Source organism: Sulfitobacter sp. M22 (assembly GCF_021736025.1).
Taxonomy (GTDB): Bacteria; Pseudomonadota; Alphaproteobacteria; order Rhodobacterales; family Rhodobacteraceae; genus Sulfitobacter; species Sulfitobacter litoralis.
Genome location: NZ_WMEC01000001.1, coordinates 838,318 through 862,332, shown reverse-complemented (window position 1 = coordinate 862,332; position 24,015 = coordinate 838,318). Strand labels below are relative to the sequence as shown.

Annotated in this window: 22 protein-coding genes; 8 read left to right on the top strand and 14 right to left on the bottom strand. The window is 59.3% G+C overall.

All coding sequences use genetic code 11. The features are described from left to right. Positions 1-25: 25 nt before the first annotated feature. Together GLP52_RS04355 and hemB are read right to left on the bottom strand one after the other, a co-directional pair. The gene (locus GLP52_RS04355) at positions 26-592 is read right to left on the bottom strand and encodes a YSC84-related protein (RefSeq protein ID WP_005853509.1); all 567 of its coding nucleotides are present in this window, start codon (positions 590-592) and stop codon (positions 26-28) included. Between the two features lie 143 nt (positions 593-735). After that, on the bottom strand, positions 736-1,734 hold the full coding sequence (gene hemB, locus GLP52_RS04350) for a porphobilinogen synthase (RefSeq protein WP_237271646.1): 999 nt from the start codon (positions 1,732-1,734) through the stop codon (positions 736-738). Positions 1,735-1,886: 152 nt separating this feature from the next. Here hemB and GLP52_RS04345 point away from each other — a divergent pair, with 152 nt between their 5' ends. Both GLP52_RS04345 and mfd read left to right on the top strand, forming a co-directional pair. Then, positions 1,887-2,414 carry a component of SufBCD complex gene (locus tag GLP52_RS04345; RefSeq protein WP_093732237.1) on the top strand — a complete coding sequence of 176 codons (528 nt, stop codon included), beginning with the start codon at positions 1,887-1,889 and terminating at the stop codon, positions 2,412-2,414. Between the two features lie 31 nt (positions 2,415-2,445). Next, positions 2,446-5,934, top strand: a complete 3,489-nt coding sequence (gene mfd / locus GLP52_RS04340) for a transcription-repair coupling factor (RefSeq protein WP_237273421.1) — start codon at positions 2,446-2,448, stop codon at positions 5,932-5,934. 49 nt (positions 5,935-5,983) lie between these two features. Here mfd and GLP52_RS04335 read toward each other — a convergent pair whose 3' ends face one another. The 5 genes from GLP52_RS04335 to mazG all read right to left on the bottom strand — a co-directional run bounded on the left by GLP52_RS04335 (position 5,984) and on the right by mazG (position 10,684). Further along, positions 5,984-6,802, bottom strand: coding sequence for a DUF533 domain-containing protein (locus GLP52_RS04335; protein ID WP_237271644.1), 819 nt, complete (start codon positions 6,800-6,802; stop codon positions 5,984-5,986). A gap of 142 nt (positions 6,803-6,944) precedes the next feature. Next, positions 6,945-8,357 carry a protein adenylyltransferase SelO gene (locus GLP52_RS04330; RefSeq protein ID WP_093732240.1) on the bottom strand — a complete coding sequence of 471 codons (1,413 nt, stop codon included), beginning with the start codon at positions 8,355-8,357 and terminating at the stop codon, positions 6,945-6,947. A gap of 42 nt (positions 8,358-8,399) precedes the next feature. After that, a complete protein-coding gene (locus tag GLP52_RS04325; protein WP_237271643.1) occupies positions 8,400-8,849 on the bottom strand; it encodes a GNAT family N-acetyltransferase in 450 nt (149 codons plus the stop codon). Next, a complete protein-coding gene (locus tag GLP52_RS04320; protein ID WP_237271642.1) occupies positions 8,846-9,787 on the bottom strand; it encodes a nucleoside hydrolase in 942 nt (313 codons plus the stop codon). Before GLP52_RS04320 ends, GLP52_RS04325 begins: the two co-directional genes overlap by 4 nt. Positions 9,788-9,859: 72 nt before the next feature. Next, positions 9,860-10,684 (bottom strand): nucleoside triphosphate pyrophosphohydrolase, encoded by an 825-nt coding sequence (mazG, locus tag GLP52_RS04315; protein ID WP_237273420.1) that lies wholly within the window; start codon positions 10,682-10,684, stop codon positions 9,860-9,862. A 62-nt stretch (positions 10,685-10,746) separates the two neighbouring features. Here mazG and GLP52_RS04310 point away from each other — a divergent pair, with 62 nt between their 5' ends. From GLP52_RS04310 to GLP52_RS04300, 3 genes are all read left to right on the top strand, one after another. After that, positions 10,747-11,916: a M20 aminoacylase family protein gene (locus GLP52_RS04310; RefSeq protein ID WP_237271640.1), complete on the top strand. Its 1,170-nt coding sequence runs from the start codon at positions 10,747-10,749 to the stop codon at positions 11,914-11,916. A gap of 1 nt (position 11,917) precedes the next feature. Then, a complete protein-coding gene (speB, locus tag GLP52_RS04305) occupies positions 11,918-12,895 on the top strand; it encodes an agmatinase (RefSeq protein WP_237271639.1) in 978 nt (325 codons plus the stop codon). Positions 12,896-12,967: 72 nt separating this feature from the next. After that, entirely contained in the window at positions 12,968-13,399 is a 432-nt protein-coding gene (locus GLP52_RS04300; protein ID WP_237271638.1) for a DUF1499 domain-containing protein, read from the top strand. On the opposite strand, the gene GLP52_RS04295 is transcribed toward GLP52_RS04300, so the two are convergent. After that, complete coding sequence (locus GLP52_RS04295; RefSeq protein WP_237271637.1) at positions 13,340-13,645, bottom strand: hypothetical protein; 306 nt, start codon at positions 13,643-13,645, stop codon at positions 13,340-13,342. The genes GLP52_RS04300 and GLP52_RS04295 overlap by 60 nt on opposite strands. A gap of 62 nt (positions 13,646-13,707) precedes the next feature. Between GLP52_RS04295 and prfA the strand changes: the two genes are divergently transcribed. The 3 genes from prfA to GLP52_RS04280 all read left to right on the top strand — a co-directional run bounded on the left by prfA (position 13,708) and on the right by GLP52_RS04280 (position 16,484). Then, complete coding sequence (gene prfA / locus GLP52_RS04290) at positions 13,708-14,763, top strand: peptide chain release factor 1 (protein WP_237272643.1); 1,056 nt, start codon at positions 13,708-13,710, stop codon at positions 14,761-14,763. Then, on the top strand, positions 14,760-15,602 hold the full coding sequence (gene prmC, locus GLP52_RS04285; RefSeq protein WP_093732248.1) for a peptide chain release factor N(5)-glutamine methyltransferase: 843 nt from the start codon (positions 14,760-14,762) through the stop codon (positions 15,600-15,602). The genes prfA and prmC overlap by 4 nt, the downstream gene beginning before the upstream one ends. Before the next feature lie 216 nt (positions 15,603-15,818). Beyond that, a complete protein-coding gene (locus GLP52_RS04280) occupies positions 15,819-16,484 on the top strand; it encodes a DUF4167 domain-containing protein (protein ID WP_237271636.1) in 666 nt (221 codons plus the stop codon). Positions 16,485-16,561: 77 nt separating this feature from the next. Here the strand turns inward: GLP52_RS04280 and rsmA are convergent, their stop codons facing one another. Genes rsmA through lptF form a run of 6 tightly spaced genes read right to left on the bottom strand, consistent with a single transcriptional unit; the run spans position 16,562 to position 24,015 of the window. Further along, entirely contained in the window at positions 16,562-17,404 is an 843-nt protein-coding gene (gene rsmA / locus GLP52_RS04275) for a 16S rRNA (adenine(1518)-N(6)/adenine(1519)-N(6))-dimethyltransferase RsmA (protein ID WP_093732250.1), read from the bottom strand. A 40-nt stretch (positions 17,405-17,444) separates the two neighbouring features. Then, positions 17,445-18,431, bottom strand: a complete 987-nt coding sequence (gene pdxA, locus GLP52_RS04270; protein WP_237271635.1) for a 4-hydroxythreonine-4-phosphate dehydrogenase PdxA — start codon at positions 18,429-18,431, stop codon at positions 17,445-17,447. Further along, the gene (locus tag GLP52_RS04265; RefSeq protein WP_093732252.1) at positions 18,428-19,645 is read right to left on the bottom strand and encodes a peptidylprolyl isomerase; all 1,218 of its coding nucleotides are present in this window, start codon (positions 19,643-19,645) and stop codon (positions 18,428-18,430) included. The genes pdxA and GLP52_RS04265 overlap by 4 nt, the downstream gene beginning before the upstream one ends. A gap of 5 nt (positions 19,646-19,650) precedes the next feature. Continuing rightward, entirely contained in the window at positions 19,651-21,789 is a 2,139-nt protein-coding gene (locus GLP52_RS04260; RefSeq protein ID WP_237271634.1) for an LPS-assembly protein LptD, read from the bottom strand. A 1-nt stretch (position 21,790) separates the two neighbouring features. Then, positions 21,791-22,888 carry an LPS export ABC transporter permease LptG gene (gene lptG, locus GLP52_RS04255; RefSeq protein ID WP_093732254.1) on the bottom strand — a complete coding sequence of 366 codons (1,098 nt, stop codon included), beginning with the start codon at positions 22,886-22,888 and terminating at the stop codon, positions 21,791-21,793. Beyond that, positions 22,885-24,015, bottom strand: a complete 1,131-nt coding sequence (lptF, locus tag GLP52_RS04250; RefSeq protein ID WP_093732255.1) for an LPS export ABC transporter permease LptF — start codon at positions 24,013-24,015, stop codon at positions 22,885-22,887. The genes lptG and lptF overlap by 4 nt, the downstream gene beginning before the upstream one ends.

The following is a 24,015-nucleotide window of genomic DNA, read 5'->3' as shown; positions in this document are numbered from 1 at the left end:
CGGTGGTGCGGATCGGGCGTTTTGCTTAAGGAATGATGCGCGAATATTTCGTGCCTTCCAGCGTCGCACCGATGCGCAGACCGGCGCGGCCAAAGACGGCGGCCAGCACAGGGGCAAGCACGGTTGTGGTATCCGCTTCGACGCTTTCGCCACGATCCGAGATGACATATTCCAGATCGGCACCCGCAGCCCAACCGGGGGAGCGGCGGAAATCGCTCAGCGCGGCTTCGGTCATGAAGAACAGCACATGCGCATATTGCTGCGCCCCGATCTGCAAGCCGCCCGTCGCCTTGGTGACCGAGTAATAATCCACGGTCACATTATTCACCCGCAGCGCACCACGGCCATAGGCACCGCCAAAGCCAAGTCCGGCCTCGGTCACCAGCGGCATGATCAGCATACCGTTGGATTTTTCAGCCAACTGCCGCGTGTTGGGAAAGCTGCGGTACATCGCATTGAGCGTCGCATCGACGCGGGCGTCGATCATCCCGCTGCCACGGCTGCCGACACCGTTGCCACATGCCGCAACGGCACCCGCGCTTGCAATCGCACCCAAGGCAAAAGCCCGGCGCGAGAAAGTGTTGTTTGTCATAGTGTTCTGCCTGTAATTATCAATACCGGTTCATCCGGTTTCGTTGCGATCATATGCGCAAAACACGCAGGTGTCACGAATTTAGGGCCTAAATCGGCGATGATCTGCCACGTTTGACGTGATTTACCCGCGCAAACGCAGAATTAACCGTTCATCAGCTGCGCCACTGCAGGGGCGAAATAGGTCAACACCCCGTCACATCCCGCACGCTTAAAGCCCATCAGGCTTTCCATCATCACGCGTTCTTCGTCGATCCAGCCATTCTGCGCAGCGGCCTTGACCATGCTGTATTCGCCCGACACCTGATAGGCAAAAGTCGGGGCGCCGAAACTGGATTTTACGCGGTGGCAGATATCAAGGTAGGGCATGCCGGGTTTGACCATGACCATATCGGCCCCCTCGCGCAGGTCGCGTTCGATCAGGCGCAACGCTTCGTTGCTGTTAGCGTAGTCCATCTGATAGGTCTTTTTATCGCCGGTCAGTGCGCCGGATGCACCAACGGCATCGCGGAACGGGCCGTAGAACGCCGAGGCGTATTTCGCGGCGTAGCTCATGATCATCACATCCGAATGGCTGGCGGCTTCAAGGCCGGCGCGGATCGCGGCGATACGCCCGTCCATCATATCCGATGGTCCGATGATATCCGCGCCCGCATCCGCCTGTGCCAGCGACATCTTGACCAGCGCTTCGACCGTACGATCGTTCACGATGATCCCGTCTTCGACAAAGCCATCGTGGCCGTTGATATTATAGGTATCCAGCGCCACATCCGTCATGATGACCATATCGGGCACAGCCTTGCGGATCGCACGAATGGCGCGGTTGGCATTGTTTTGCGGGTCCCACGCGCCGGCACAGTCTTCTGTTCGGTCCTCGATCCCGGTGTAGGGAAAGATGCACATGGCCCCGATCCCAAGATCCGCGGCCTCGCGAGCGGCCTCGACCAGCTTGTCGACGCTACGACGATAGACACCGGGCATAGAGGGCACGGGCTCTTCCACACCGTCACCGCTGCGCACAAAGACCGGCCAGATCAAATCCCCCAAAGACAGCGTATTTTCGCGCACCAAGGCGCGCACACCTTCGGATTGGCGGGTACGGCGCAGGCGGGTGGCGGGAAAGGGGGCTTGTTGGGGTCTCATGTAAAATACCTCGGATGCTTTGGCGCAAGGCTTGCCATGTATTTTTGCACGGCTCAAGGCTAGGAATTTCGCCTGACCGTCGTTATGACTGACATTGGATTGTAGGGCAGCACGTCTGAACGCAATGATTTCACTCAAAAGACGAGCGCACCTTGACCCTCTATCAGACAATCTTCGAAGTCATCGACATGCGATCTTTCTCTAATCTGTGGTACTGGATTGCCGTAGCTGTGGTCTGGTCGTCGGCCAGTCATTGGGTGTTGGGCGTGCCCTTTGATCTGGTGTTGCGAGCGCGGCGCAATGGCGAACAGGCGCTCGCTGACCTCGAGGATCTGGCCCGCATCAATGTGAACCGTATTCTGTATATCACCCAAGTGTCAGGCATCTGGATTATCGGCTTTAACTGCTTTTTTATGACGATGCTGTTTACTCTGGCGATATTCTACGACTTTGAATTCGCCCAAGCCGTACTGCTATTGGCGTTTCCGCTGTCGTTGGTTGCCCTTCTGAGCGTGTCGACTGCGCAGCAAATCCGCGAAGATTCCGGCACCGGCGAACGGCTGATCAAACGCCTAAACCGTCACCGTCTTTACACCCAGATCATCGGAATGTTCTCTATTTTCGTCACATCGATGTGGGGGATGTATCAAAACCTTTATACGGGTCCGTTTGGCGGTTGAAAAACACGCGATCGGATACAGGTAACTGCTGATGTCACAAAAATCCCAAATCACGCTTTCCGGCGTCCCCGAAGGCTTTGATGCGCAGGCAGTGCTGAACGAACTGGGCAAAAGTGGCTCGCCTGTGTTGCATATTGCACGCGATGACAAGCATATGGCAGCGATGCAGGCCGCGTTGCGCTTTTTCGCGCCGGATGTGCCGGTAGTTGTGTTTCCGAGCTGGGATTGTTTGCCCTATGATCGTGTGTCGCCCAATGCCGATATTTCGGCGCAGCGCATGGCGACGTTGGCAGGGCTGGTGCATGGGATGCCGGACCAATTCATTCTGCTCACCTCTCTGAACGCCGCGACGCAACGGGTGCCGGCACGCGATGTGCTGCGAAATGCCGCGTTTTCCGCCCGGGTGGGTGACCGTATCGACGAATCCGCATTGCGGGGGTTTCTGGTACGCATGGGGTTTGTGCAAAGCCCGACGGTGACCGAACCGGGGGATTACGCGATCCGCGGTGGCATCATCGACATTTTCCCACCCGGGGACCTTGGCCCCGTGCGGCTTGATCTGTTTGGCGACACGCTGGACGGCGCGCGGCGCTTTGATCCTGCCACGCAGCGCACCACCGAAAAGCTGGAACTGATCGAACTGGCCCCCGTCAGCGAGGTTATTCTGGACGAAAGCGCGATCACCCGTTTTCGCCAAAATTACCGGATCGAATTCGGGGTCGCGGGCACCGATGATCCGCTGTACGAGGCGATCAGTGCAGGCCGCAAGCATCAGGGTGCGGAACACTGGATGTCGTTCTTTCACGAGACTCTTGAGACGCTGTTTGATTACGTCCCGCAGGCCACGATTACGCTGGACGACCAGCTCACGGCGCAGCGCTTGTCACGGTGGGACAGCATCGCCGACCAGTATGAAACCCGCAGGCTGGCCATGGCGAACCGGTCAAAGATGGACAGCGTGTATAAGCCCGCGCCGCCCGAAGGTCTGTACCTGACCGATACCGCATGGGAAACGGCGTTAATCGGCAAGCGCGTGATCAGCTTCAAGCCGCTGCCACAGCCTACGGGACCGAATGTATTGGACGCTGGCGGACGTCTAGGACGTAACTTTGCACCTGAACGACAACAGAAAACTGTTAGCCTTTTCGGGGCCTTGGCAACGCATCTTAAAGAGAAACTTCAAGACGGCCCCGTGGTCATGGCCAGCTATTCCGATGGTGCCCGTGAACGGCTGACCGGCCTGATCGAAGATGAAGGCATGGGGGAGACCATCGCCATCAAGAACGGCACGCGGATTGGAAAACGCGGGTTGCATCTGGCGGTTTGGGCGTTGGAACACGGGTTCGAGGCCCCTTGGGAAAGCGGCAGCAGCACGTCAAAGCTGACCGTTATCTCTGAGCAGGATATTCTTGGCGATCGCTTGATCCGCTCTGCCAAGCGCAAACGCCGTGCCGACAACTTCTTGACTGAAACTCAATCCCTAAGCCCCGGTGATCTGGTCGTGCATGTGGATCACGGCGTGGGTCGGTATCTGGGGATGGAGGTCGTGACCGCTGCGGGTGCCGCCCACGAATGTCTGCTGCTGGAATACGCCGAAAACTCTAAACTGTATCTGCCGGTCGAAAACATTGAGCTGCTGTCGCGCTATGGGCACGACGAAGGGTTGCTCGACAAGCTTGGCGGCGGCGCATGGCAATCCAAAAAGGCTAAGCTCAAGGAACGCATCCGCGAGATGGCGGACAAGCTGATCCGCATAGCCGCCGAACGAGCGCTACGCAAAGCGCCTGTCATGGACCCGCCGCCAGGCATGTGGGATGCGTTTTCTGCACGCTTTCCCTATGCCGAAACCGACGATCAGCTTAGCGCGATCTCGGACGTGTTGGACGACCTGACCAGCGGCAATCCAATGGATCGGTTGATCTGCGGCGACGTGGGATTCGGCAAAACCGAAGTGGCAATGCGCGCGGCCTTTGTAGCGGCGATGTCGGGGCTACAGGTGGCCATTGTTGCGCCCACAACCCTGTTGGCACGCCAGCACTATAAATCCTTCGCCGAACGCTTTCGTGGTTTCCCGCTTGAAGTCCGCCAGCTGTCCCGCTTTGTCAGCGCAAAAGAGGCGAACGCCACGCGCGATGGCATCACCCGTGGCACGGTCGATGTGGTCGTTGGCACGCATGCGTTGCTGGCGAAAAGCGTCAAGTTCAAGAACCTTGGCCTGCTGATCATCGACGAAGAGCAACACTTTGGCGTGGGCCACAAAGAGCGCCTGAAGGCGATGCGCACGGATATTCACGTGCTGACACTGACCGCAACGCCGATCCCTCGGACCTTGCAGCTGAGCCTTACGGGCGTGCGCGACCTGTCGATCATCGGCACGCCGCCCGTCGACCGTTTGGCGATCCGCACCTATGTCAGTGAATTTGACGCCGTAACCTTACGCGAAGCGCTGCTACGCGAGCATTACCGCGGCGGGCAATCCTTCTATGTGGTGCCACGCATTACCGATCTTCCAGAGATCGAGGCGTTTTTGAAGGACCAACTGCCCGAGCTGACCTATCTTGTCGCCCATGGCCAGATGGCCGCCGGAGAGCTGGACGACCGGATGAACGCATTCTACGACGGTAAATATGACATCTTACTGGCGACCACGATCGTGGAATCCGGTCTTGATATTCCGACGGCCAACACGATGATCGTGCACCGTGCCGATATGTTCGGACTGGCGCAGCTGTATCAGATCAGGGGCAGGGTGGGCCGATCCAAAACCCGCGCCTATGCCTATTTGACAACCAAACCCCGCGCCAAGCTGACCACCACTGCCGAAAAACGACTGCGGGTGTTGGGCAGCCTCGACACGCTTGGGGCAGGCTTTACGTTGGCGTCACAGGATCTGGATATCCGCGGGGCCGGCAACCTGCTGGGCGAAGAGCAATCCGGCCAGATGCGCGATGTGGGCTTTGAGCTTTACCAATCCATGCTGGAAGACGCGATTGCCAAGATCAAGTCGGGTGAGCTAGAAGGCATGATCGACGACGACGGCCAATGGGCGCCGCAGATCAATCTGGGCGTACCGGTGCTGATCCCCGAGGACTATGTGCCCGATCTGGATGTGCGTCTTGGGCTTTATCGTCGCTTGTCCGAGCTGACCACCAAGGTCGAGCTTGAAGGCTTTGCCGCCGAGCTGATCGACCGCTTTGGCAAGCTCCCACGCGAGGTGAACACGCTGATGCTGGTGATCCGGATCAAGGCGATGTGCAAACGTGCGGGAATTGCCAAGCTCGACGGGGGCCCCAAGGGCGTCACGATCCAGTTCCACAACGATAAATTCGCCTCGCCCGAAGGGTTGGTCAGCTTCATTCATGACCAACGTGGCCTGGCGAAAGTCAAAGAGAACAAGATCGTTGTCAAACGGGACTGGAAGACCGATGCCGACAAGATCAAAGGGGCTTTTGCCATCGCCCGTGATCTTGCAGAGCACGTGATCGCCAAGGAAAAGCAGACCAAAAAAGCAAAAGCCTGACCCGTTGCGGGGTCAGGCTTTCATGGTTGTTGCGTAAAACCGGATCGCGTCAGGTATAAAGCGACGGTACACCCATCTTTTCATGGATCTCGTTCACTTCAGCAGCTTGCATGCCATAAGCGCTGGCCAGTTTGTGCAAATACCGCGCCTCTTCCTGCGTATCCAGATCGATGGCCAGCAGAGACATCGCGTAGATCTGCGGCCCCATACCCTCTGGCGTTTGGGCAACCAACGCATCCACGTCCACTGGTGCCGCCATCTGAGCCTGTACGAAGGCGGCCTCGTCGGCGTCAGCTTCGTCCAGATGGTTCAGCAGCTTTTCGCGTTCATTGTCGTCAAAGACACCATCTGATTTTGCCGCTTGGATCATCGCGGCGATCATTAGGGCCGCGGTCGACTCTTGATCGCGCGAGGGGGTGATTTCAGGCGTGGGGTTACTGTCGAATTGGGAGTTTAAAACGGCACCAAAGTCAGCCTCGGGGCGTTCGGGCGCAGATTGGGTCTTCTCTCCCAATCCACCCAAGAGCCCGCCGGCACCGGCAGCGCCGGCCAATCCGCCCAACAGACCTCCCAGCCCGCCAGAGGAGCTTGCGCCACGGCTGCCACCCAGCTGGTTCAACAATCCGCCTAAACCGCCGCCGCTGGCCCCCGAAGAACCGCCCATCAGCCCGCCAAGCATATCTTGCAAGCCGCCGCCGCTGCTGCGCGACGCGGTGCTGCCACCTGTCAACCCGCCAAGCAGACCGCCCAAGCCGCCGCCACTGCTAGCACGGCCGGAGGTGGATTTGTTCTTATTCATCATGGCGTTGGCCCCTTTGGCCACAGCCACGCCGATTGCCACTTTGGCCAATGTTTTCATCAAGCTCATTGTCGGTAATCCTTCTGGGTCTGATCGACTGCAAGTCTGTTGCAGTTTGCCGAGCAAAACAACTGAAAGATCGCGGGGGTTCCCGCCTGAAAATTGGCCTGATGTGTTGGGAACGGGCGACCTGCGCCGTGTCTCCGCTGTATTACGTGCCGCAGAAGGTCGCGGGGACGATTTCCTGCGCTGTGGGGGCGCTGTGCAGTTCAGGGTCAGTTTCTTGATACGGGCGGGCAAGGGCGGCCATCAGGCGGTGAAACGGATCCATATCGCCGGCGACGGCGGCGTTGATCATCGCCTCTATCCGGTGGTTGCGCGGGATCACGGCAGGGTTGGCGGCCTGCATGATTGCTATGGGGTCGGGTTCGGATGCATTACGTTCTTGCCATGCATCATGCCAATTGGCAAAGGCCGCGCGGTCGGTGAACTGATCAGCGGCATTTTCCCCCGACAGAGCCCGAAACGCGTTGGTGAAATCAGCACCATCCGTTTGCATAAGTGACAGCAGCGCGTCAACCAAAGCGGTATCCTCGGCTTTGGGGGTTGTGATCCCGATCTTGGCGGCAAAGCGTTTGAGCCAGGCCTCTTCAATCAACGCGGGCATGGCGTGCACGATCTCTGTCGCCTCGGCGACGCCGGATTCAGGATCGTCAAGCTGCTGCAACAGCGACGTTGCCAGCTGCGCCATATTCCACACGACGATCTGCGGCTGGTTGGCATAGGCATAGCGCCCCTGACGGTCGATAGAGCTGAACACGCGATTGGGGTGGAATGCGTCCATAAAGGCACAGGGGCCATAATCAATTGTTTCGCCCGAGATGGCGCAATTGTCGGTGTTCATTACGCCGTGGATAAAGCCCACGGACATCCATGCCGCGATCAGATCGGCTTGGGCAGCACAAACGGCACGCAACAATCCCAAAGGACCAACGGCTTGCGGATAGTGACGCTGGATGGCGTAATCGGTCAAACGGCGCAGGTTCTCGGTCTCGCCCCGATGGGCAAACACCTGAAACGTCCCCACGCGCAAATGGCTTGCGGCGACGCGGGTCAGCACGGCACCGGGCAGGGCAGTTTCGCGAAACACGTCTTCGCCGCTTTGCACCGCTGCCAAGGCACGGGTTGTTGGGATGCCAAGGGCGTGCATTGCCTCTGACACCACATATTCGCGCAGCACTGGCCCCAGCCAAGCACGCCCGTCGCCACCACGCGAATACGCCGTGCGGCCCGATCCCTTGAGCTGGATGTCGCGACGCTGGCCATTTGCATCCAGCACTTCACCCAGCAGAATCGCGCGGCCATCGCCGAGCTGCGGATTATAGTTGCCAAACTGATGCCCCGCATATCGCTGCGCCAACGGATCGGCACCCTCGGGCAGTTCGTTCCCGCCAAAGATAAAGGCCAGATCGTCATGTGACCCGTGGGTGATCCCCAGCGTTTTGGCCAAAGGCGCATTGAACGCCAGCAGTTTGGGGTCGGCCACAGGGGTTGGCGTGGTGCGTGTGAAAAAGCCATCGGGCAACGCCGCATAGCTGTTATCGAAGGGGGCTGTTAATGTCATAAGGCAGATATAGGGTCCACGCGCCCTTTGTGCCAGCCCGCGTCAGAATTTGCGCGACATGAACATATAGTTTTCACGAGGGCGAAAGCCCGCACGGTGGTACAGCTTTTGCGCGATCTCGTTGCCGCGCTCTACCTCAAGGTGGATTGCACGCAGACCACCGCCCGCCAGTGCGTTCGGTACGGCCAGCAACGCTTCGGTGGCGATACCGCGCCCACGCACACCGGGCCGCACATAGATTTCGTCGATGATCGCGTCCAGACCGCCAAATTCGACCGACCATCCGAAGGTGATGATGATATAGCCGATGGGAGCACGCGCCGGGCCAATCAGATAGGCAACACCGTAAGGCGTGCCTTCCAGCAGCGGTGCCAGACCGTTGTGGCGGTCGTCATCCGTCTGCTCGATCCCGGTCTCAGCATGAAAGCTGGCCACAAGGGCGACCAGCCGGTCCAGATGTTCGGGCTTGGCGAGGGTGAATGACGCGCTCATAGACGAGCCAACCGTTCTGTTAGCAGCGCAAAGAAACCGTCGGCATCCAGATCATTCATAAAAGTCGCATTGGGGGCGCGGTCTGTCACCCCCCACCAATCGGCCACGGTCATGCCCATGGTCAGCTCTGAGTGTGTCTCGATCTCGACGTTGATGTGGCGGCCACTGAACAGATCGGGATTGATCAGATAAGCGGTTACGCAAGGGTCGTGCAGCGGAGCCCCGTCAGAGCCGTATTTCTCTTTATCGAAACGTTCGAAAAAGTCGGTCATTTCGGCAACGGCGATGCCCACAGGGGAGCCAATCGCGCGGAAGGCATCGTTGCGGGCCTTGGTCACCAGCGCTTTATGGGTCACATCAAGCGGCATCACAATAATAGGCGCGCCTGATTTAAACACAATGTCAGCAGCTTGCGGGTCGACGTAAATGTTGAATTCAGCCGTAGGCGTGATGTTTCCGCCTTCGAAATAGCCGCCGCCCATCAGCACGATCTTGGCAATGCGGTCGGCGATATCGGGAGCTTTCTGCAGCGCGGTCGCGATATTGGTCAGCGGCCCTAGGGGGCAGAGCGTGACCGTACCCGGTGCGTTCTCGCGCAGGGTATCGATGATGAAATCAACCGCGTGCCCCTCGGCCAACGACATCGTAGGCTCCGGCAGGTCGGGGCCGTCCAATCCGGTTTTGCCGTGCACATGCTCTGCCGTGACCAGATCACGACCCAAGGGACGGTCGCAGCCAGCAAATATCTTTACGGCGCGCTTGCCGGCCAATTCACAAACAATCCGCGCATTTCGGGAGGTGAGGTCCAGAGGCACGTTCCCCGCGACACAGGTGATGCCCAGAATATCGATCTCTTCCGGGCTTGCCAGAGCAACAAGGATCGCGACGGCATCATCCTGACCGGGGTCCGTATCGATAATTATCTTGCGCGGTGTCATGGGCTCTCCTGTCTTGGTTGTGCCAGAGCCTTGCCGCAAGTGCCGCGACTTGTCCAGCAGGCACGGGCGGACCTAGCTGCGTTCCGCCCGTTTCACATCATCCCACAGCGCATCCATTTCAGCCAGATCACTGTCAGACGGCGTTTTTCCCTGTGCGGCCAACCGTGCCTCTACACCGTTGAAGCGACGAATGAATTTGGCGTTGGCAGCGCGCAGGGCAGCTTCGGGCTCTACCCCCAGATGACGCCCCAGATTGGCCATGACGAACATCAGATCACCGTATTCCTCGGTCACCTCGGCTTGGGTCAGGGTATCGCGCGCCTCGACCAGTTCGGTCGCTTCTTCGGTGATCTTGGCGATCACATCTTCGACCTGCGGCCAGTCAAACCCCACGCGGGCCGCACGTTTTTGCAGCTTGTAGGCGCGCAGCAACGCCGGAAGCCCCACGGCCACGCCATCAAGCGTCCCCCCTTGGGCCTTGCCAGCACGTTCTGCCGCTTTGATCTTCTCCCAGTCGGCGGTCTGTTGTTCGGCTGATTTATCGCGGCTTTCATCGCCGAAAACATGCGGGTGTCGCGCGACCATCTTGTCCGAGATATTGCGCACCACCGACTGAAAGCTGAAACGCCCGTCTTCTTCGCCCATGGCCGTGTGATAGACGGTCTGGAGCAGCAGATCGCCCAACTCTCCCTCAAGCTCGGGCCAGTCGCGCCGTTCAATAGCATCGGCAACTTCATATGCTTCTTCAATGGTATAGGGGGCGATGCTGTCAAAATCCTGTTCGATATCCCACGGGCATCCGGTTTGGGGATCACGTAGGCGGCGCATGATTTCCAGCAAGCGTTCGATCCCGGCCTCCTGATCGTGGATCAACGCATCATTTCTTGTCTCGGCCATTGCAGCCCCCATGTGTCTGATGTCAGATGCAACCTGACCAAGATCCCCACAGGAGTCCAGTAATGCCCGTCGTCAACCGTATCGCGGATTATGCCCCCCAGATGACAGAGTGGCGCAGATATCTGCACACGATCCCCGAGCTGGGGAATGACTGCTTTAAAACAGCGGCTTTCGTGGCCGACCGCCTGCGTGAATTTGGTGTAGACGAGCTGCACGAGGGGTTTGCGACAACTGGCATCGTCGCCATCATCAATGGGCAAGCTGACGGGCCGACCATCGGATTGCGTGCCGATATGGACGCGCTGCCGATCCCCGAGGAAACCGGGCTGGACTATGCCAGCACCCACGCAGGCAATATGCACGCCTGCGGGCACGACGGGCATACAACGATGCTGCTAGGCGCGGCGAAATATCTGGCGGAAACGCGCAATTTCGCGGGCCGCGTGGCGCTGATTTTTCAACCCGCCGAAGAAACCGGCGGCGGGGCCGAGGTGATGGTCGAGGAAGGCATTCTGGACCGGTTCAACATCGGTCAGGTCTATGCGCTTCACAATGCGCCTGGATTTGACAAGGGCGGCTTTTATACGTCCCCCGGCGCGATGATGGCGGCGGTCGATGAATTTCACATCCACATCACAGGCATGGGCGGACATGGTGCCACACCGCATCTGACCCGCGATCCGGTCGTTGCCGCCTGTGGCATTGCAACGGCGTTGCAAACCATCGTCAGCCGCAACCACTATGCGCAGGATGACCTTGTCGTCTCGGTCACGCAGATCCACACGGGCACCACAGATAACGTGATCCCCGAAACTGCCTATATCAACGGCACGGTGCGCAGCTTTGACAAAGACGTGCAGGCCATGGTGATCCGCCGGATGGAGCAAATTGTCGCCGGCCAAGCCGCCAGCTATGATGTCAGCGCAACACTTGAATATGAAAAGGGCTATCCCGCGACGGTGAACACCCCCGAAGAGGCGGGATTTGCCGCTGCGGTCGCGTCCGAAATTGCGGGTGAGGATCACGTCATCGCAGACAATGGCCGCGAGATGGGGGCAGAAGATTTCAGCTACATGCTTGAAAAACGCCCCGGTGCCTATCTGTTCATCGGACAGGGCGATACGGCAGGGCTGCATCATGCGGCCTATAATTTCGATGATGAAATTGCGCCCGTGGGTGCATCCTTCTTTGCCCGCATCGTCGAGCGGGCCCAACCACTAGGAGCCAAGTAACATGGGTTTGGAAGACGCAAAGAACCAAGTGGATCAAGCATTTACGCGTGACGAACTCAAAGGCCCCAGCTTCGAGAATGCCTTTGGCGGCGCGACGTCTTTTTTACGGCGGCGCTATACCAAAGACCTGCGCGGCGTGGACATTGCTGTGACCGGCGTGCCGTTCGATCAGGCCGTGACCAACCGACCCGGCACGCGCTTGGGCCCGCGCGCGATCCGCGAGGCGTCGTCTTTGCAGCCCTATGACCCGCCTTATGGTTGGGATTTCGACGTGCTGAGCGAGTTTGCAATCGCAGATTACGGTGACCTGGCATTCGACTATGGCCATACCAGCCAGTTCCCCGGGGCGTTAACCAGCCATATCAAAGGGATACTAGACGCAGGTGCGGCAAGTGTCACCCTTGGCGGGGATCACTACATCAGCTTTCCGATCCTCAAGGCCTATGCCGAAAAATACGGCCCTATCAGTCTGTTACAGTTCGATGCGCATTCAGATACGTGGCCCGATGACGATATGGACCGGATCGACCACGGCACGATGTTCTACAAAGCCGTGAAATCGGGTATTGTTGATCCCAAAACCTCGGTTCAGGTAGGTATCAGGACGACCAATCCGGACACGCTGGGGGTCACTACGATCGACGCGCGCGAGGTGCATGAAAAAGGGCCACAGGCCGCAGTTGCTAAGATAAAACAAGTACTTGGCGACCGTCCTTGTTATCTTACATTCGATATTGATGCGCTTGATCCGGCTTTTGCACCGGGCACAGGCACACCGGTTTGGGGCGGGCTCACGACCGCGCAGGCGGCGATCATAATGCGGGATCTGGCCGGCATCAACATTGTGGGCGGTGATATTGTCGAGGTATCTCCGCCGTTCGACACAACCGGCGCGACAGCGATTGCTGGTGCCCATGTGGCGACTGAAATCTTATGTCTGTTGGGATGGAACATGCGGCAAGCCAAGGCCGGAAAATAGCGACTGGCAGAGCGTTCTGCGTTGGCGGGACGCTCCGCGGGGAGTTTAATCGGCAAAATGAAGGTGAAGATTATGATGATGTTTTTCTGGGTCGTTTTGGCGATTTTCGTGGGGCTACAGGCCTATATACGTCTGGCTCCTGCGCCGGCCTCTCGCTGGGAACTTGGCGCGGTCGACAAGGCCCCCGGCGACTATCCGTCAGAGGGTGGTTTTATGGCAGTGCGGCATCTGGACAATGACGGCTCTGCGTTCCTACAAAACTTTGACACCGCCATGCTAGAGCTCCCCCGCACAGAGCGTTTGGAGGCTGGCATTGATCAGGTGCTGTATGTCACGCGGTCGGGTTTTTGGGGCTTTCCCGATTACACCAGCGCGGCTGTCACGCAGGTCGAGGGTACGGGCCATTCCCGAGCCATCGTGTCTGGGCGCTTGCGGTTTGGCCGCTCAGATCTGGGTGTGAACCGCAAGCGGCTGCGAAAGGTTCTGGCCCAGATCGGGGTCTGATCGCAGCGCAAGACCCGGACAGGATGTGCCAATGTCGCGCCACATCGGCACATTCAGCGACATCTGGCACTCCGCGGCAAACCGGCGGCCGTTCACATCAAGGCAGATGGTTTGCCCCAGTTCGCCCCGTTGCCCCTCGCGGTCCGTGCAATAGCATTCAACCGGTTTGCGGGCCGGGGATGAGGGTTCCGCCGCAAGGGGCGGGGCAAGGCAGATCAGGCTAAAGACCAGTGAAATGCGTTTCATAGGTAAATCATAGCACAGGCTGCCTCTTGACCATAGCCACTCTATCGGCGACATCCAGCAGTATGATCCCCATGGACCGCCTCGCCCAAATCACCCAACGTTTCCAGTTTCTGGAGGCGTCGATGTCTGCTGGCTCTGACGGGGCGGATTTTGCCAAGCTGGCCAAGGAATACGCCGATCTGCGGCCTGTGGTGGAACAGATCGACGCCTATCGCCAGTTGCTGCAAGACATGGACGACGCACGCGCCATGCTGAAAGACCCCGAGATGGCGGAGCTGGCCGAGGAAGAGCTGCCGCGCCTGAAAGCCGCCTTGCCGCAGGCGGAGGCTGATTTGCAAGTGGCCCTGCTGCCGCGCGACGAAGCTGACAAAAAGCCCGCGATGCTTGAAATTCGCCCCGGGACAGGTGGCGACGAGGCGGCGTTATTCGCAGCTGACTTGCTGCGCATGTACCAACGGTATGCCGAAGCGCAGGGCTGGAAAGTCGAACTGATCGAACAGCAGTTTACCGAACTTGGTGGTGTGAAAGAGGTCGTGGCCCATATCAAGGGCGAAAACGTCTTTGCGCGGCTCAAGTACGAATCCGGCGTGCATCGGGTGCAGCGGGTGCCATCGACCGAGAGTGGCGGGCGCATTCATACCTCTGCTGCGACCGTCGCTGTGCTGCCAGAGGCCGAAGACGTCGATATCCACATTGGTGCCAATGACTTGCGGATCGATACAATGCGCAGCTCTGGCGCGGGCGGGCAGCACGTCAACACGACCGATTCTGCCGTTCGGATTACCCACTTGCCGACAGGGCTGGTTGTCACGTCCTCCGAGAAATCACAGCACCGGAACCGCGAGATCGCGATGCAGGTGCTCAAGGCGCGACTATATGACATGGAACGCCAGCGGGTCGATGGTGAGCGTTCGGCCAACCGTGCCGCGCAAGTGGGCTCGGGGGATCGCTCGGAACGGATCAGGACCTATAACTTCCCCCAAGGACGCATGACCGATCACCGTATCAACCTGACGCTCTACCGCCTAGAGGCCGTGATGCAAGGCGATCTGGACGAGATCATTTCGGCGCTGACAGCTGACGCGCAAGCGCAGCTGCTGGCCGAGATGGGTCAGTGAGCGCGCCCACTGCAGCGCAAGCGATGGTGGCCGCCACAGCGCGTTTGCGGGCTGCGGGCGTGCCCGATCCGGCGCGGGATGCGCGCATCCTGTTGGCACACGCGGCTTCTGTCGATGCGGCGCGCGTCACCCTGATCGCGCCCGAAGAGATCGCCCCCGATATTGCAGAGCGGTTCGAAAAACTGGTTTCCTTGCGGGCGGTGCGTGTGCCGGTGTCGCATCTGGTCGGGCAGCGGGCGTTCTACGGGCGTGACTTCAAGGTCAGCCGGGATGTGCTGGACCCGCGCCCCGAAACCGAATCCCTGATAGAACTGGCGCTGTCCGAGCCCTTTGAGCGGGTGCTAGATCTTGGAACGGGGTCGGGCTGCATCCTTGTGACGTTGCTGGCTGAACAACCTGAAGCGTGCGGCGTGGGGCTTGATCTGTCCGAAGCTGCCTGCTTGCAAGCCAGCGCCAATGCGGTGCTGCATGGCGTTCAGGCGCGAGCCGAAATCCGGCAGTCCAATTGGTTTAGCGCGGCCGAAGGGCGGTTTGATCTGATCGTGTCGAATCCTCCCTATCTGGCGAAAAGCGAGATGAACGATGTCTCTCCTGAAGTGCGGCTGCACGAGCCCGAGATGGCGCTGACCGACGGACAGGACGGGCTGAGCGTGTACCGAATTATTGCCGCGCAGGCGCAGGGCTTTTTGACCCCGACGGGTCGTGTTCTGGCAGAGTTCGGCTGGCAGCAAGGCCCTGACGTTAAGGCAATTTTTGAAGCCGCCGGATGGGGCCGGGTGCGGATCTTGCCTGATCTGGGCGGACGTGACCGGGTCGTTTGGGCCGATACACCAGCATAAAGCTGCTAAAACTTGGCGTTTGGCTATGTTTTTCGGTAATTTCTGCTTGCTCCAAGACCATAGCCGTGCTTATTCAAGGGTGTTGCAGCGGTGGATGCTTTTTTGGCGGTCCCGCGCGGCGTTAAGCCCAACAGAGCGTAAAGCTAGCCTTTCAGGGACGCATCTGCGTCCGGCAGCTTATTCCGAAGCCCAGCATAACAAGGCTGAACTGATTACATGAAATCTTCCAGATCACGGTCCCGGTCCAAGAATACTCGCAACCGTCAGCCGCAGGGTGGCAACGTCGTTAACCGCGTTTTCGACAGTTCCGGCCCCGAAGGCAAGGTACGCGGCACGCCGCAGCAGATTATCGAGAAATACAACCAGCTGGCGCGTGATGCCCATCTCAGCAATGACCGCGTGGCGGCAGAGAACTTTCAGCAGCATGCCGAACACTACCTGCGGATGTTGTCCGAGGCACAGCGCGAGATCGACCAGCGCCGTGATCAGCAAGAACGTGAAAACCGTGAACGTCAGGCAGAGCGTGACCGCGAGCGGGTAGAACGTCAGGAACGCGAAGCGGCGCAAGGCGGGCAGAATAACGCTGACCAGCCTGCTGCAGATGCCGACACAGGCGATAAGCCAGACAGCCAACAGCAGGGCAACAACGGTAACGCAGATGCGCCCAAGCGCCGCCGCCCCCGTAGTCACCCGAACGACAACGCGCCCAAGTCGGACAGCGACGGCCAGCAAGATGGCGATGCACCCGAAGACAACCTTGTCGAGACACCCGAAAACAAGCCCAAGCCACGCCGTGCGCCGCGTCGCAAGCCTGCCCCGAAGGCAGAGGCTGACGAGTCCGCCAAGGACAACAACGGCGACCAGCCCGAAGCGGCAGAATAAGCGCTTTGACAATGTAGAAAAGGCCCCGCGATTGCGGGGCCTTTTGCGTTTTGAAGCTATTGGTCGGGCTGCAGCGGTCAGGTCTTGGCGATCTCGCGGGCCAGCGCACAGAACCCTTCCAGTGGCACCTGTTCCGCCCGTTCGGTCGGCTTTAGACCCGCGGCCAGTAAACGGTCCTCGATATCCGGTGCGGCACCCTTTAGCGCCGAACGTAGCATCTTGCGCCGCTGGTTAAACGCCGCGGCTACGATCCGGTTCAACACGGCAGGATCGGCGGGAAACCGCGGTTCAGGCAGGGCCGTGAGATGCACCACCGCAGAGGATACTTTGGGCGGAGGGGTGAAGGCCTCGGGCGGCAGGTTCAGCACAATCCTTGCATCGGCCCGCCACTGTGCCAGCAGAGCCAGACGGCCATAGGCCTTGGAGCCGGGTTTGGCCACGATACGTTCAGCCACCTCGCGCTGGAACATAAGAGTAAGGCTTTGCCAGAACGGCGGCCATTCCTGCGGGGTCAACCAACGGACCAACAGTTCGGTGCCCACGTTATACGGCAGGTTCGCAGCAATGCGGATCGGTGGCGTCAGATGCGCCAACGGGTCAATCTCGAGCGCGTCGCCTTCGATGACCATCAACCGATCAGGATAAGCGTCCGAAATTTCAGCGAGCGCAGGCAAGCAGCGTTTGTCCTTTTCGATCGCAAGAACGCGGCGCGCGCCTTCGGACAGCAACCCACGCGTCAACCCACCGGGACCTGGCCCGATTTCAAGCACATCACATTCAGTCATATCGCCCGCTTGCCGCGCGATCTTGGCCGTCAGATTGAGGTCGAGCAAAAAGTTCTGCCCCAAGGATTTGCGTGCCTTGAGGTCATGGGTGTTAATCACATCGCGCAGGGGCGGAAGGTTGTCGATTGTGCTCATCTGGGGGCCTGTGAAACGGGGAAAGACGGGGGGCGGACGCTCACGATTGCGCCATACGGTAGGCCATACGCAGCGCTTCAACCATGCTGGTAGGATTGGCAATACCCTGACCCGCGATGTCAAACGCAGTGCCATGATCAGGCGAGGTTCGAATGAACGGCAGGCCGAGCGTCACGTTGACGCCGCGGTCGAAATCCAGCGTCTTGATCGGGATCAGCGCTTGATCGTGGTACATGGCAATCGCCGCGTCATATCGTGCCCGCGCGGCAGCATGGAACATCGTATCAGCAGGGTGCGGTCCGCTGAGGTCAAAGCCTTCGCCCTGCATCTGCGTAACGAGCGTGTTCATCCAGTCGGCTTCCTGACGGCCCATCGTGCCACCTTCGCCAGCGTGGGGGTTCAATCCCGCGATGGCGATTTTGGGAGTTTTGATCCCGAATTGGGACATCAGCCCCGCCGATGTAATCTCTATCACGCGGCGCAGATGGGCAGGTGTCAGGACATTTGGGACCTGATCCAATGCAATGTGGATTGTTGCCGGCACGACCCGCAGCTGATCCGAGGCCAGCATCATCACGACGTCCACGCCACCGGCCAGCGCAGCAAGGTATTCCGTATGGCCCGGATAGGCGAAAGCCGCACCGTCTTTCAGCGCTTTCTTGTGGATCGGGGCCGTGGTCAAGGCACAGGCCGCACCGCTGCGCACCAGATCAACGCCGCGTGCGATCACATCGATCACGCCCTGCGCATTGGCGGGGTCCGGGTGTCCTGCGACCGCGTCACCGGCAAAGTCGTGGCGCAGCACGGGTAGGGCGGTGTCGCCTGCCTCTCGCGCGTCAGACGGGCTATCGATGATGCAATGGGGGATATCACGGGGCAGGTGGCGCGGATCACCAATCCAGGCAAGCGGCACTTCGCCTGACAGCATCGCCCAAGCCCGTGCGGCGACCTCTGGCCCGATGCCAGAGGGTTCGCCGCAAGAGATCACAACCGGCTTGTCGGCCAAGCCCGTTTTGGCTTGGGTCATTTGCGAACGATGCGCGCGTCGGCCCGCAGTTGTTCGAGCAGCTGTTCCGCATAGCCGGTCAGCCGTTCCTGACGCAGCGCGTTTGTCACATCCTCGCGCGAGGCAGATGCATTGGCAGCAGCGGTACGGCCACACATCATCAGCAGCATCAGCGTTTGACCATTGGCACGGGTCAGTGTCGTTGAAACTTCGCCGGGGTCCAGCTTTGACAGTTCAATCGCCACGTCTTGCGGGATTTCTGCGGGGGCTTGGGTGACACGTTCCAGCACTTCGGCGGGCTGGCCTTTGGCAATACCGTATAGATCATCGCATCGGTCGATCCGGCCACGGATGCTTGCGGCCTGTGCCAGTGCTGCCTCGGTCCGTCCGCCGGGGATGTAGTAGGTCGCATATTCGATCGCCGAATAGGTCGGTGCAGTGACGTTCGTTTCCTCGATGTCGCGCAGCTGAAACAGCGCCACGGCGTTCGGGATTGGCAAAGGATCGGTGACTTCGCCCGGCGCAAGGCTGAGGATCAGCGGTTGCAGGCTCGGGGGCAGGTCAGTCAGGTTCTGCCACGGTAGATGTCCGCCACGACCCCGCGAAGCGGTCGCGGAATAGCGGCTGGCGTAGTTCGAAAATTCAGCCGCAGATTTGGACTGGGAAATCTGTTCGGCCAGTGTATTTACCCGTGCCGCCTGTTGCGGTGGGGCGGGTATGATAATCTCGGACACAAGAACGCGCACGCCGCTGCCATTGCTTTCGCCCAAAGCGCGGTCGATTTCCGCATCAGTGATTTGCACCCGGCTGGCATAGCGGGCACGCACCAGTTCGCGCCACCCGATGGAATTCACGACGAAATCGCGAAATGTTTCAGGCGAGATACCGGATTGACCTAGCGCTTGGGTAAATTCTTCGGTGCTCAGATCCGCGCGCGACGCAAATTCGGACAGGCTGTCCGCGATGCCCTGCGGGGTCAGTTCGATCCCCGCCTCAGCCACCGCTTCGTTGCGCAGGCGTTCGTCGATAAGCGAATTCAGCGCCCCATCGCGGGTCGCACCAGGGGCGTTCAAAACTTCAAGAAAGCGCCGGCGTTGCTGCACCTCGAATTCAGTCACAATGGATTCATTCACCTTGGCCACGGGCGCAAAGAGGTTCTGCGCCGAAACGGGGGCGCTGGTCACCAGACCAAGCCCAAGGACGGCGATGCTTCGTGTCAGACGGTTCAGGTTCATCTTACTTATTTCCCACATGATCGCTCATATCTTTCTGTTCCGTTGGAGGCCGAGAAGCCCCGCAGGCCGACGTTAAACCCGATATCGGTAGAGGGCTCAACACTTGTTGAGGAGGTATAGCGGCGGCGCACCGAAAGGTCGACGCTCACGCATTCATTATTGTAGGTCAGGCCAAGTCCTGCCGTCGCTGCGGTACTGTTCTGCACGTCATAGCGAACGTCGGCGCTGGCGGACCATTGCTGGTTGATGTCATAACTGCCGTCCAGCGACACTTCTGAAATTGCCTCGGTCCGGGCTTCAGCTGGGTCAGCTTCAAGCCAGACATAAGTCCCTGCGACGGTGGTTTTGCCAAAATTCCAGCCCCCGCGCAGCTCTGCCTTTGAGATGTCGAAGTCGGCATCCACCAGCGTGCGCGCGGTCAGCGAAAGCCCTGCATTGTTCCTGATTTGCCCCGCCAGCAAAACATCAGAGCGCGCCCCAGACAAACCGGACGTATCGGTAAATTCAGGATCGATTACGCTGCGAAACACCTGACCAACAGCCACATAGGTATCCCAGCCATTGGGGTCAAAGCGCGACCAGTTGACGGCCACCGCTGCGGTGGTGCCCCGTTCACGCCGGTCGGGGCGCGGAAAGCGCGACAATGACAGGATATTGCCCTGATCGAACTCGACGCGCGTGCTTTCTTCGTTCGGAATGTCGAGCCTGCCGCCATCGGTCCATCCCAGTTGCACCACAGGCGTCAGCACCTGCGAGGCACCGCCTGCCTCGCGGCGTGCCATCGGGTAGCTTAGTCCGACCGCTGCGAAAGGCGCGATATCGCTGTGGTTCTGCGCAAAGGTATCGTCTTGGGTGATGTCGAAGAAATTGAACGTCGTACCAACCTGCGCATCCGTGACAAAACCGGACCGGTGGGTGAAGCGACGCAGATATTTGAGCGATCCGTTGATCCTCGATACATCGCGACCATCCACCACTCCATCGCCATTCACGTCGGTATCCTCGTCCGAAGAGCGCCAATGACTATGCGCCTCAAGCCCGAACCGCAGCTCGCCACCCCACGCCTTAGGGAAAAAGCGCCGTTCGAATTCGCCGTCGATCACGACGGTCGGCAGCGTGCTGTTCAGTTCGCCGGGGCGCAGGGTTTCGAAGTTGTAAAGGCTGGTGCGCACAAAACTGTCGCGCCGTGCGCGGGACAGCGTCAGATCGCTGCGCAGACGGTCATCATCCGCATAACCGTATTCGGTGAAATACGAACTGTCGCTCACGGCCTCTATGGTAAAGCTGAGCTGATAGTCCCGCTCCAGATCAAAGCGGCCTTCGCCAAAAAGGTAGCCACGGGTGTCGCCGGGTTGCTGGTCATCCCGCGTGTAGGCACCGTCAAACTGGATCTCGCCATTGGTGAACGCTTGGCGATAGCGAAATTCGAGGGTGCGGGTCGACGACGAAAGATACGGGGTCAACGTCAGGTCGCGGCTTTGCCCAAGCGTGATGAAATACGGCAGCTTCAGCCCCGTACCCAAAAGCGACGTCGTACGGACTGACGGCGCGAGAAAGCCGTTCGCGCGGTCTAGTGTGGGATCGGGCAGGCGCAGGCGCGGTAGATAAAAGACTGGAACGGACCGGATGTGAAAGGTCGCATCGTCGAAATACAATTGTTGTGCCACGGTGTCATGCACCACGCGGCGGGCGCGTATCTGCCACAGGGGCAATTCGCCGTCATTACAGGTTTTGCACGAAGTGACGGCAGTTTTATACAGTTGGCTATAGCGCCCTTCAACACGGTCGATCTGCACGGCGGCCATTTGCACCTGCTGGTTCAACACCATGCGCGCGCCGCGCAGCAACCCGTTTTGCAGCCCCTGATCCAGCTCGGCGGCATCAGCAAGAATGACCGTACCGTCCCCATCGTTCAGCACGATCGGCCCTTCAATCACCAGCGCACCGGTTTGGTCGTTATAGCGGATGGCGGACGCCCGAATACGGGTGGTGCCCTGAAACGCCTCTACGTTGCCTTGGGCGACCAGTTCGCGGTCACGGGTGATAAAAAGGTCATCGGCTACCAACACAGCGGGACGGTCGCTGTCTTGCGCAGCGGCAGGCAATCCAAGCGCCACAAGAAGGGTCAGGAGCAAACGGCGCATGTCAGCCATCCTCTGCGTGTAAAAGAAGACCAAGCGCCAAGAGGATCGACGCGACGGGCGGAGCCCATGCGGCAAGAAGAACCGGGATCTGCCCGTTCTCTCCCAGAATTTGTGCAAAGCTGCGAATAAAATACAACCCGAACCCCAACAAGACAGACGCCAACACGGCAACGCCCGTGCCACCAAACCTCGTATGGCGCATGGTGAAAGCGCTCGCAACTAGAACCATCGCCACCAGGAAGAACGGCCGCGCCAGTTCGGTCTGTAGCCAGACCTTGTGGCGGCGCGGGCTGAATCCAGCGAGTTCAAGCTGTTCGATATAGTCGGGCAGATCATAGATCGACACCGCGCCGGGGTCGGTAATGCTGTCACGGATGCGATCCAGTGTCAGGGTCGAGGGCAGGGTAAGCGTCTCAAACGTCTCTGCCGCGCCTTCAGCGTTCACACCCACCTGCAGCGGCCATGACTTTGCATCCGCCAATATCCAGATACCGTCCTCGAGTGCTGCGCTGCCCGCTTCGATCCGGCGCTTCGGGCCACCATCTGGTGCGTAGGTCAGGAAAGTTACGTCATAAAGCACCGAGGCATCTTTGTTTGATCGCCAAGCTCGGATCACGGTTTGCCCATCGTCGCTGCCTTGCCGCAGCCACAGCCCTTCGGCGCTGACCGACAAAACAGAGGTCCCGCCCGCGCGGATACTGTCCGTCATCTGGCCGTATTTTTTCGCGGTTGCTGCAACGATCGGGTTCAACATGCCCACGGCCATAACGCCGATAATGAAGGCCACCCAAATCGGTGCCTGCAACGCGCTAAGAGCCGATCTGCCCGCGGCACGGGTCACAACCAGTTCAGACGACCGCGCCAACGACAAAAACAGCACCACCGTGGCAAGGATCATGATCAAAGGCAGGATCAGGTTCATCGTCTCGGGTGTGTTCAGCAAGGTCATGCCGAAAAGCCGAGGCCAGCCGATGTCATAGCTGCTAAATTTCCGCGCCTGTTCAACCATGTCGACAAGGACCAGCAAGGAAAACAGCACCGCCGAGATCAGCACGAAGCCCATGATAAAACGGCGGGCGAAATAGAGATGCAGGATCATGCGACGCCCCTTTTTCTGCCCATCCGTTTGGTCCACCCGGGGTGCGCCGTTTGCCAGATCATCCCGATGACGATTACGGCCCCGATCAGGCTGGGGAGGAACAACAATGGCCAGCGATCCGCGTTCTCGCGCACCGTTTCGACCAAAGTGCCACGCAGCCCGTCAATCGCGATCAACAGGCCAAAGGCGATCACGATTTCGCGCCAGACCCCGAACCGGGAAAAGCCCCCGAGCACCAGTGTCGCATAGCCAATCAGTGCAGCAATTATGCAAAAAGCGGCAGAGGCAAAGCGCGCGGTCAGCTCTTCTGCGATCTCGCCCGATGTGGATTTCGTGGCGTTCTCAAGCTGGTCCCAGTCCGCGAACAGCTGTGCTGTGGTCATCGCGTCGATGGACGTGCTTTTCGCGTTTTTGCTGCTGACCAAGGCCGAAACATCAAACGAGAAATCGCGGAACTTGGCGGTCGACAGACGCGTGCCCGCCACTTCAAGCCGCTGCGCCATGCCGTCAACCATGATCAAGGTCGTGCCGTCGCCGTTGCGGATCAGATAAGCTTCGGATGCGGTATAGATCACGCCCTCGTCGGGGTTGCGACGGTCAGATAAAAACACATCACGCAAAACCCCATCCGCATCGATCACGCGGGTGTAGAACGTCACCTTTGACGTGGGGTGCAGGAATGTCCCTTCGGTGAGCAGCCGCGCCGTCACATTCTGCGAAATCTCGGCCTCGCGTTCTGATAACTGGGCATTCGACAGGGGCAAAAGCAAATGGGTCAACACCGACATCATCAACGCAACGCACAGCCCATAGACGAACACCGGCCGTGCCAGACGCCAAGGGCTGGTGCCCGTTGCCTGCAATACGGTCAGCTCGGATTCGCTGGTCATGCGGTTGATCACATAAACCGACCCCGCAAAGGTCGCGATTGGCAGCACTGTGGTGATCAGCTTGGGCAGTCCCAACACAGTGAATTCCAGAAACACCAGCGCGGTCTGGCCGTCGCCGATCAGTCGGTCAAACAGCACCACAGCACGGTTGATCCAAAAAATCGCGACCAGAACCAGCGCAAAAAAGCTAAACAGGATCAGGAACTGGGACAACATATAGCGGTCGAACTTGGCCAA

What these genes read in the sequence shown, in the direction of transcription:
- GLP52_RS04265 (WP_093732252.1), bottom strand. Translation starts at nt 19,645, where the DNA reads ATGAACCTGAACCGTCTGACACGAAGCATCGCCGTCCTTGGGCTTGGT.
- GLP52_RS04320 (WP_237271642.1), bottom strand. Translation starts at nt 9,787, where the DNA reads ATGACACCGCGCAAGATAATTATCGATACGGACCCCGGTCAGGATGAT.
- GLP52_RS04300 (WP_237271638.1), top strand. Translation starts at nt 12,968, where the DNA reads ATGATGATGTTTTTCTGGGTCGTTTTGGCGATTTTCGTGGGGCTACAG.
- GLP52_RS04280 (WP_237271636.1), top strand. Translation starts at nt 15,819, where the DNA reads ATGAAATCTTCCAGATCACGGTCCCGGTCCAAGAATACTCGCAACCGT.
- GLP52_RS04330 (WP_093732240.1), bottom strand. Translation starts at nt 8,357, where the DNA reads ATGACATTAACAGCCCCCTTCGATAACAGCTATGCGGCGTTGCCCGAT.
- prfA (WP_237272643.1), top strand. Translation starts at nt 13,708, where the DNA reads ATGATCCCCATGGACCGCCTCGCCCAAATCACCCAACGTTTCCAGTTT.
- mfd (WP_237273421.1), top strand. Translation starts at nt 2,446, where the DNA reads ATGTCACAAAAATCCCAAATCACGCTTTCCGGCGTCCCCGAAGGCTTT.
- GLP52_RS04355 (WP_005853509.1), bottom strand. Translation starts at nt 592, where the DNA reads ATGACAAACAACACTTTCTCGCGCCGGGCTTTTGCCTTGGGTGCGATT.
- lptG (WP_093732254.1), bottom strand. Translation starts at nt 22,888, where the DNA reads ATGATCCTGCATCTCTATTTCGCCCGCCGTTTTATCATGGGCTTCGTG.
- mazG (WP_237273420.1), bottom strand. Translation starts at nt 10,684, where the DNA reads ATGGCCGAGACAAGAAATGATGCGTTGATCCACGATCAGGAGGCCGGG.
- hemB (WP_237271646.1), bottom strand. Translation starts at nt 1,734, where the DNA reads ATGAGACCCCAACAAGCCCCCTTTCCCGCCACCCGCCTGCGCCGTACC.
- GLP52_RS04295 (WP_237271637.1), bottom strand. Translation starts at nt 13,645, where the DNA reads ATGAAACGCATTTCACTGGTCTTTAGCCTGATCTGCCTTGCCCCGCCC.
- pdxA (WP_237271635.1), bottom strand. Translation starts at nt 18,431, where the DNA reads ATGACCCAAGCCAAAACGGGCTTGGCCGACAAGCCGGTTGTGATCTCT.
- GLP52_RS04260 (WP_237271634.1), bottom strand. Translation starts at nt 21,789, where the DNA reads ATGCGCCGTTTGCTCCTGACCCTTCTTGTGGCGCTTGGATTGCCTGCC.
- speB (WP_237271639.1), top strand. Translation starts at nt 11,918, where the DNA reads ATGGGTTTGGAAGACGCAAAGAACCAAGTGGATCAAGCATTTACGCGT.
- GLP52_RS04335 (WP_237271644.1), bottom strand. Translation starts at nt 6,802, where the DNA reads ATGAGCTTGATGAAAACATTGGCCAAAGTGGCAATCGGCGTGGCTGTG.
- GLP52_RS04325 (WP_237271643.1), bottom strand. Translation starts at nt 8,849, where the DNA reads ATGAGCGCGTCATTCACCCTCGCCAAGCCCGAACATCTGGACCGGCTG.
- GLP52_RS04310 (WP_237271640.1), top strand. Translation starts at nt 10,747, where the DNA reads ATGCCCGTCGTCAACCGTATCGCGGATTATGCCCCCCAGATGACAGAG.
- rsmA (WP_093732250.1), bottom strand. Translation starts at nt 17,404, where the DNA reads ATGAGCACAATCGACAACCTTCCGCCCCTGCGCGATGTGATTAACACC.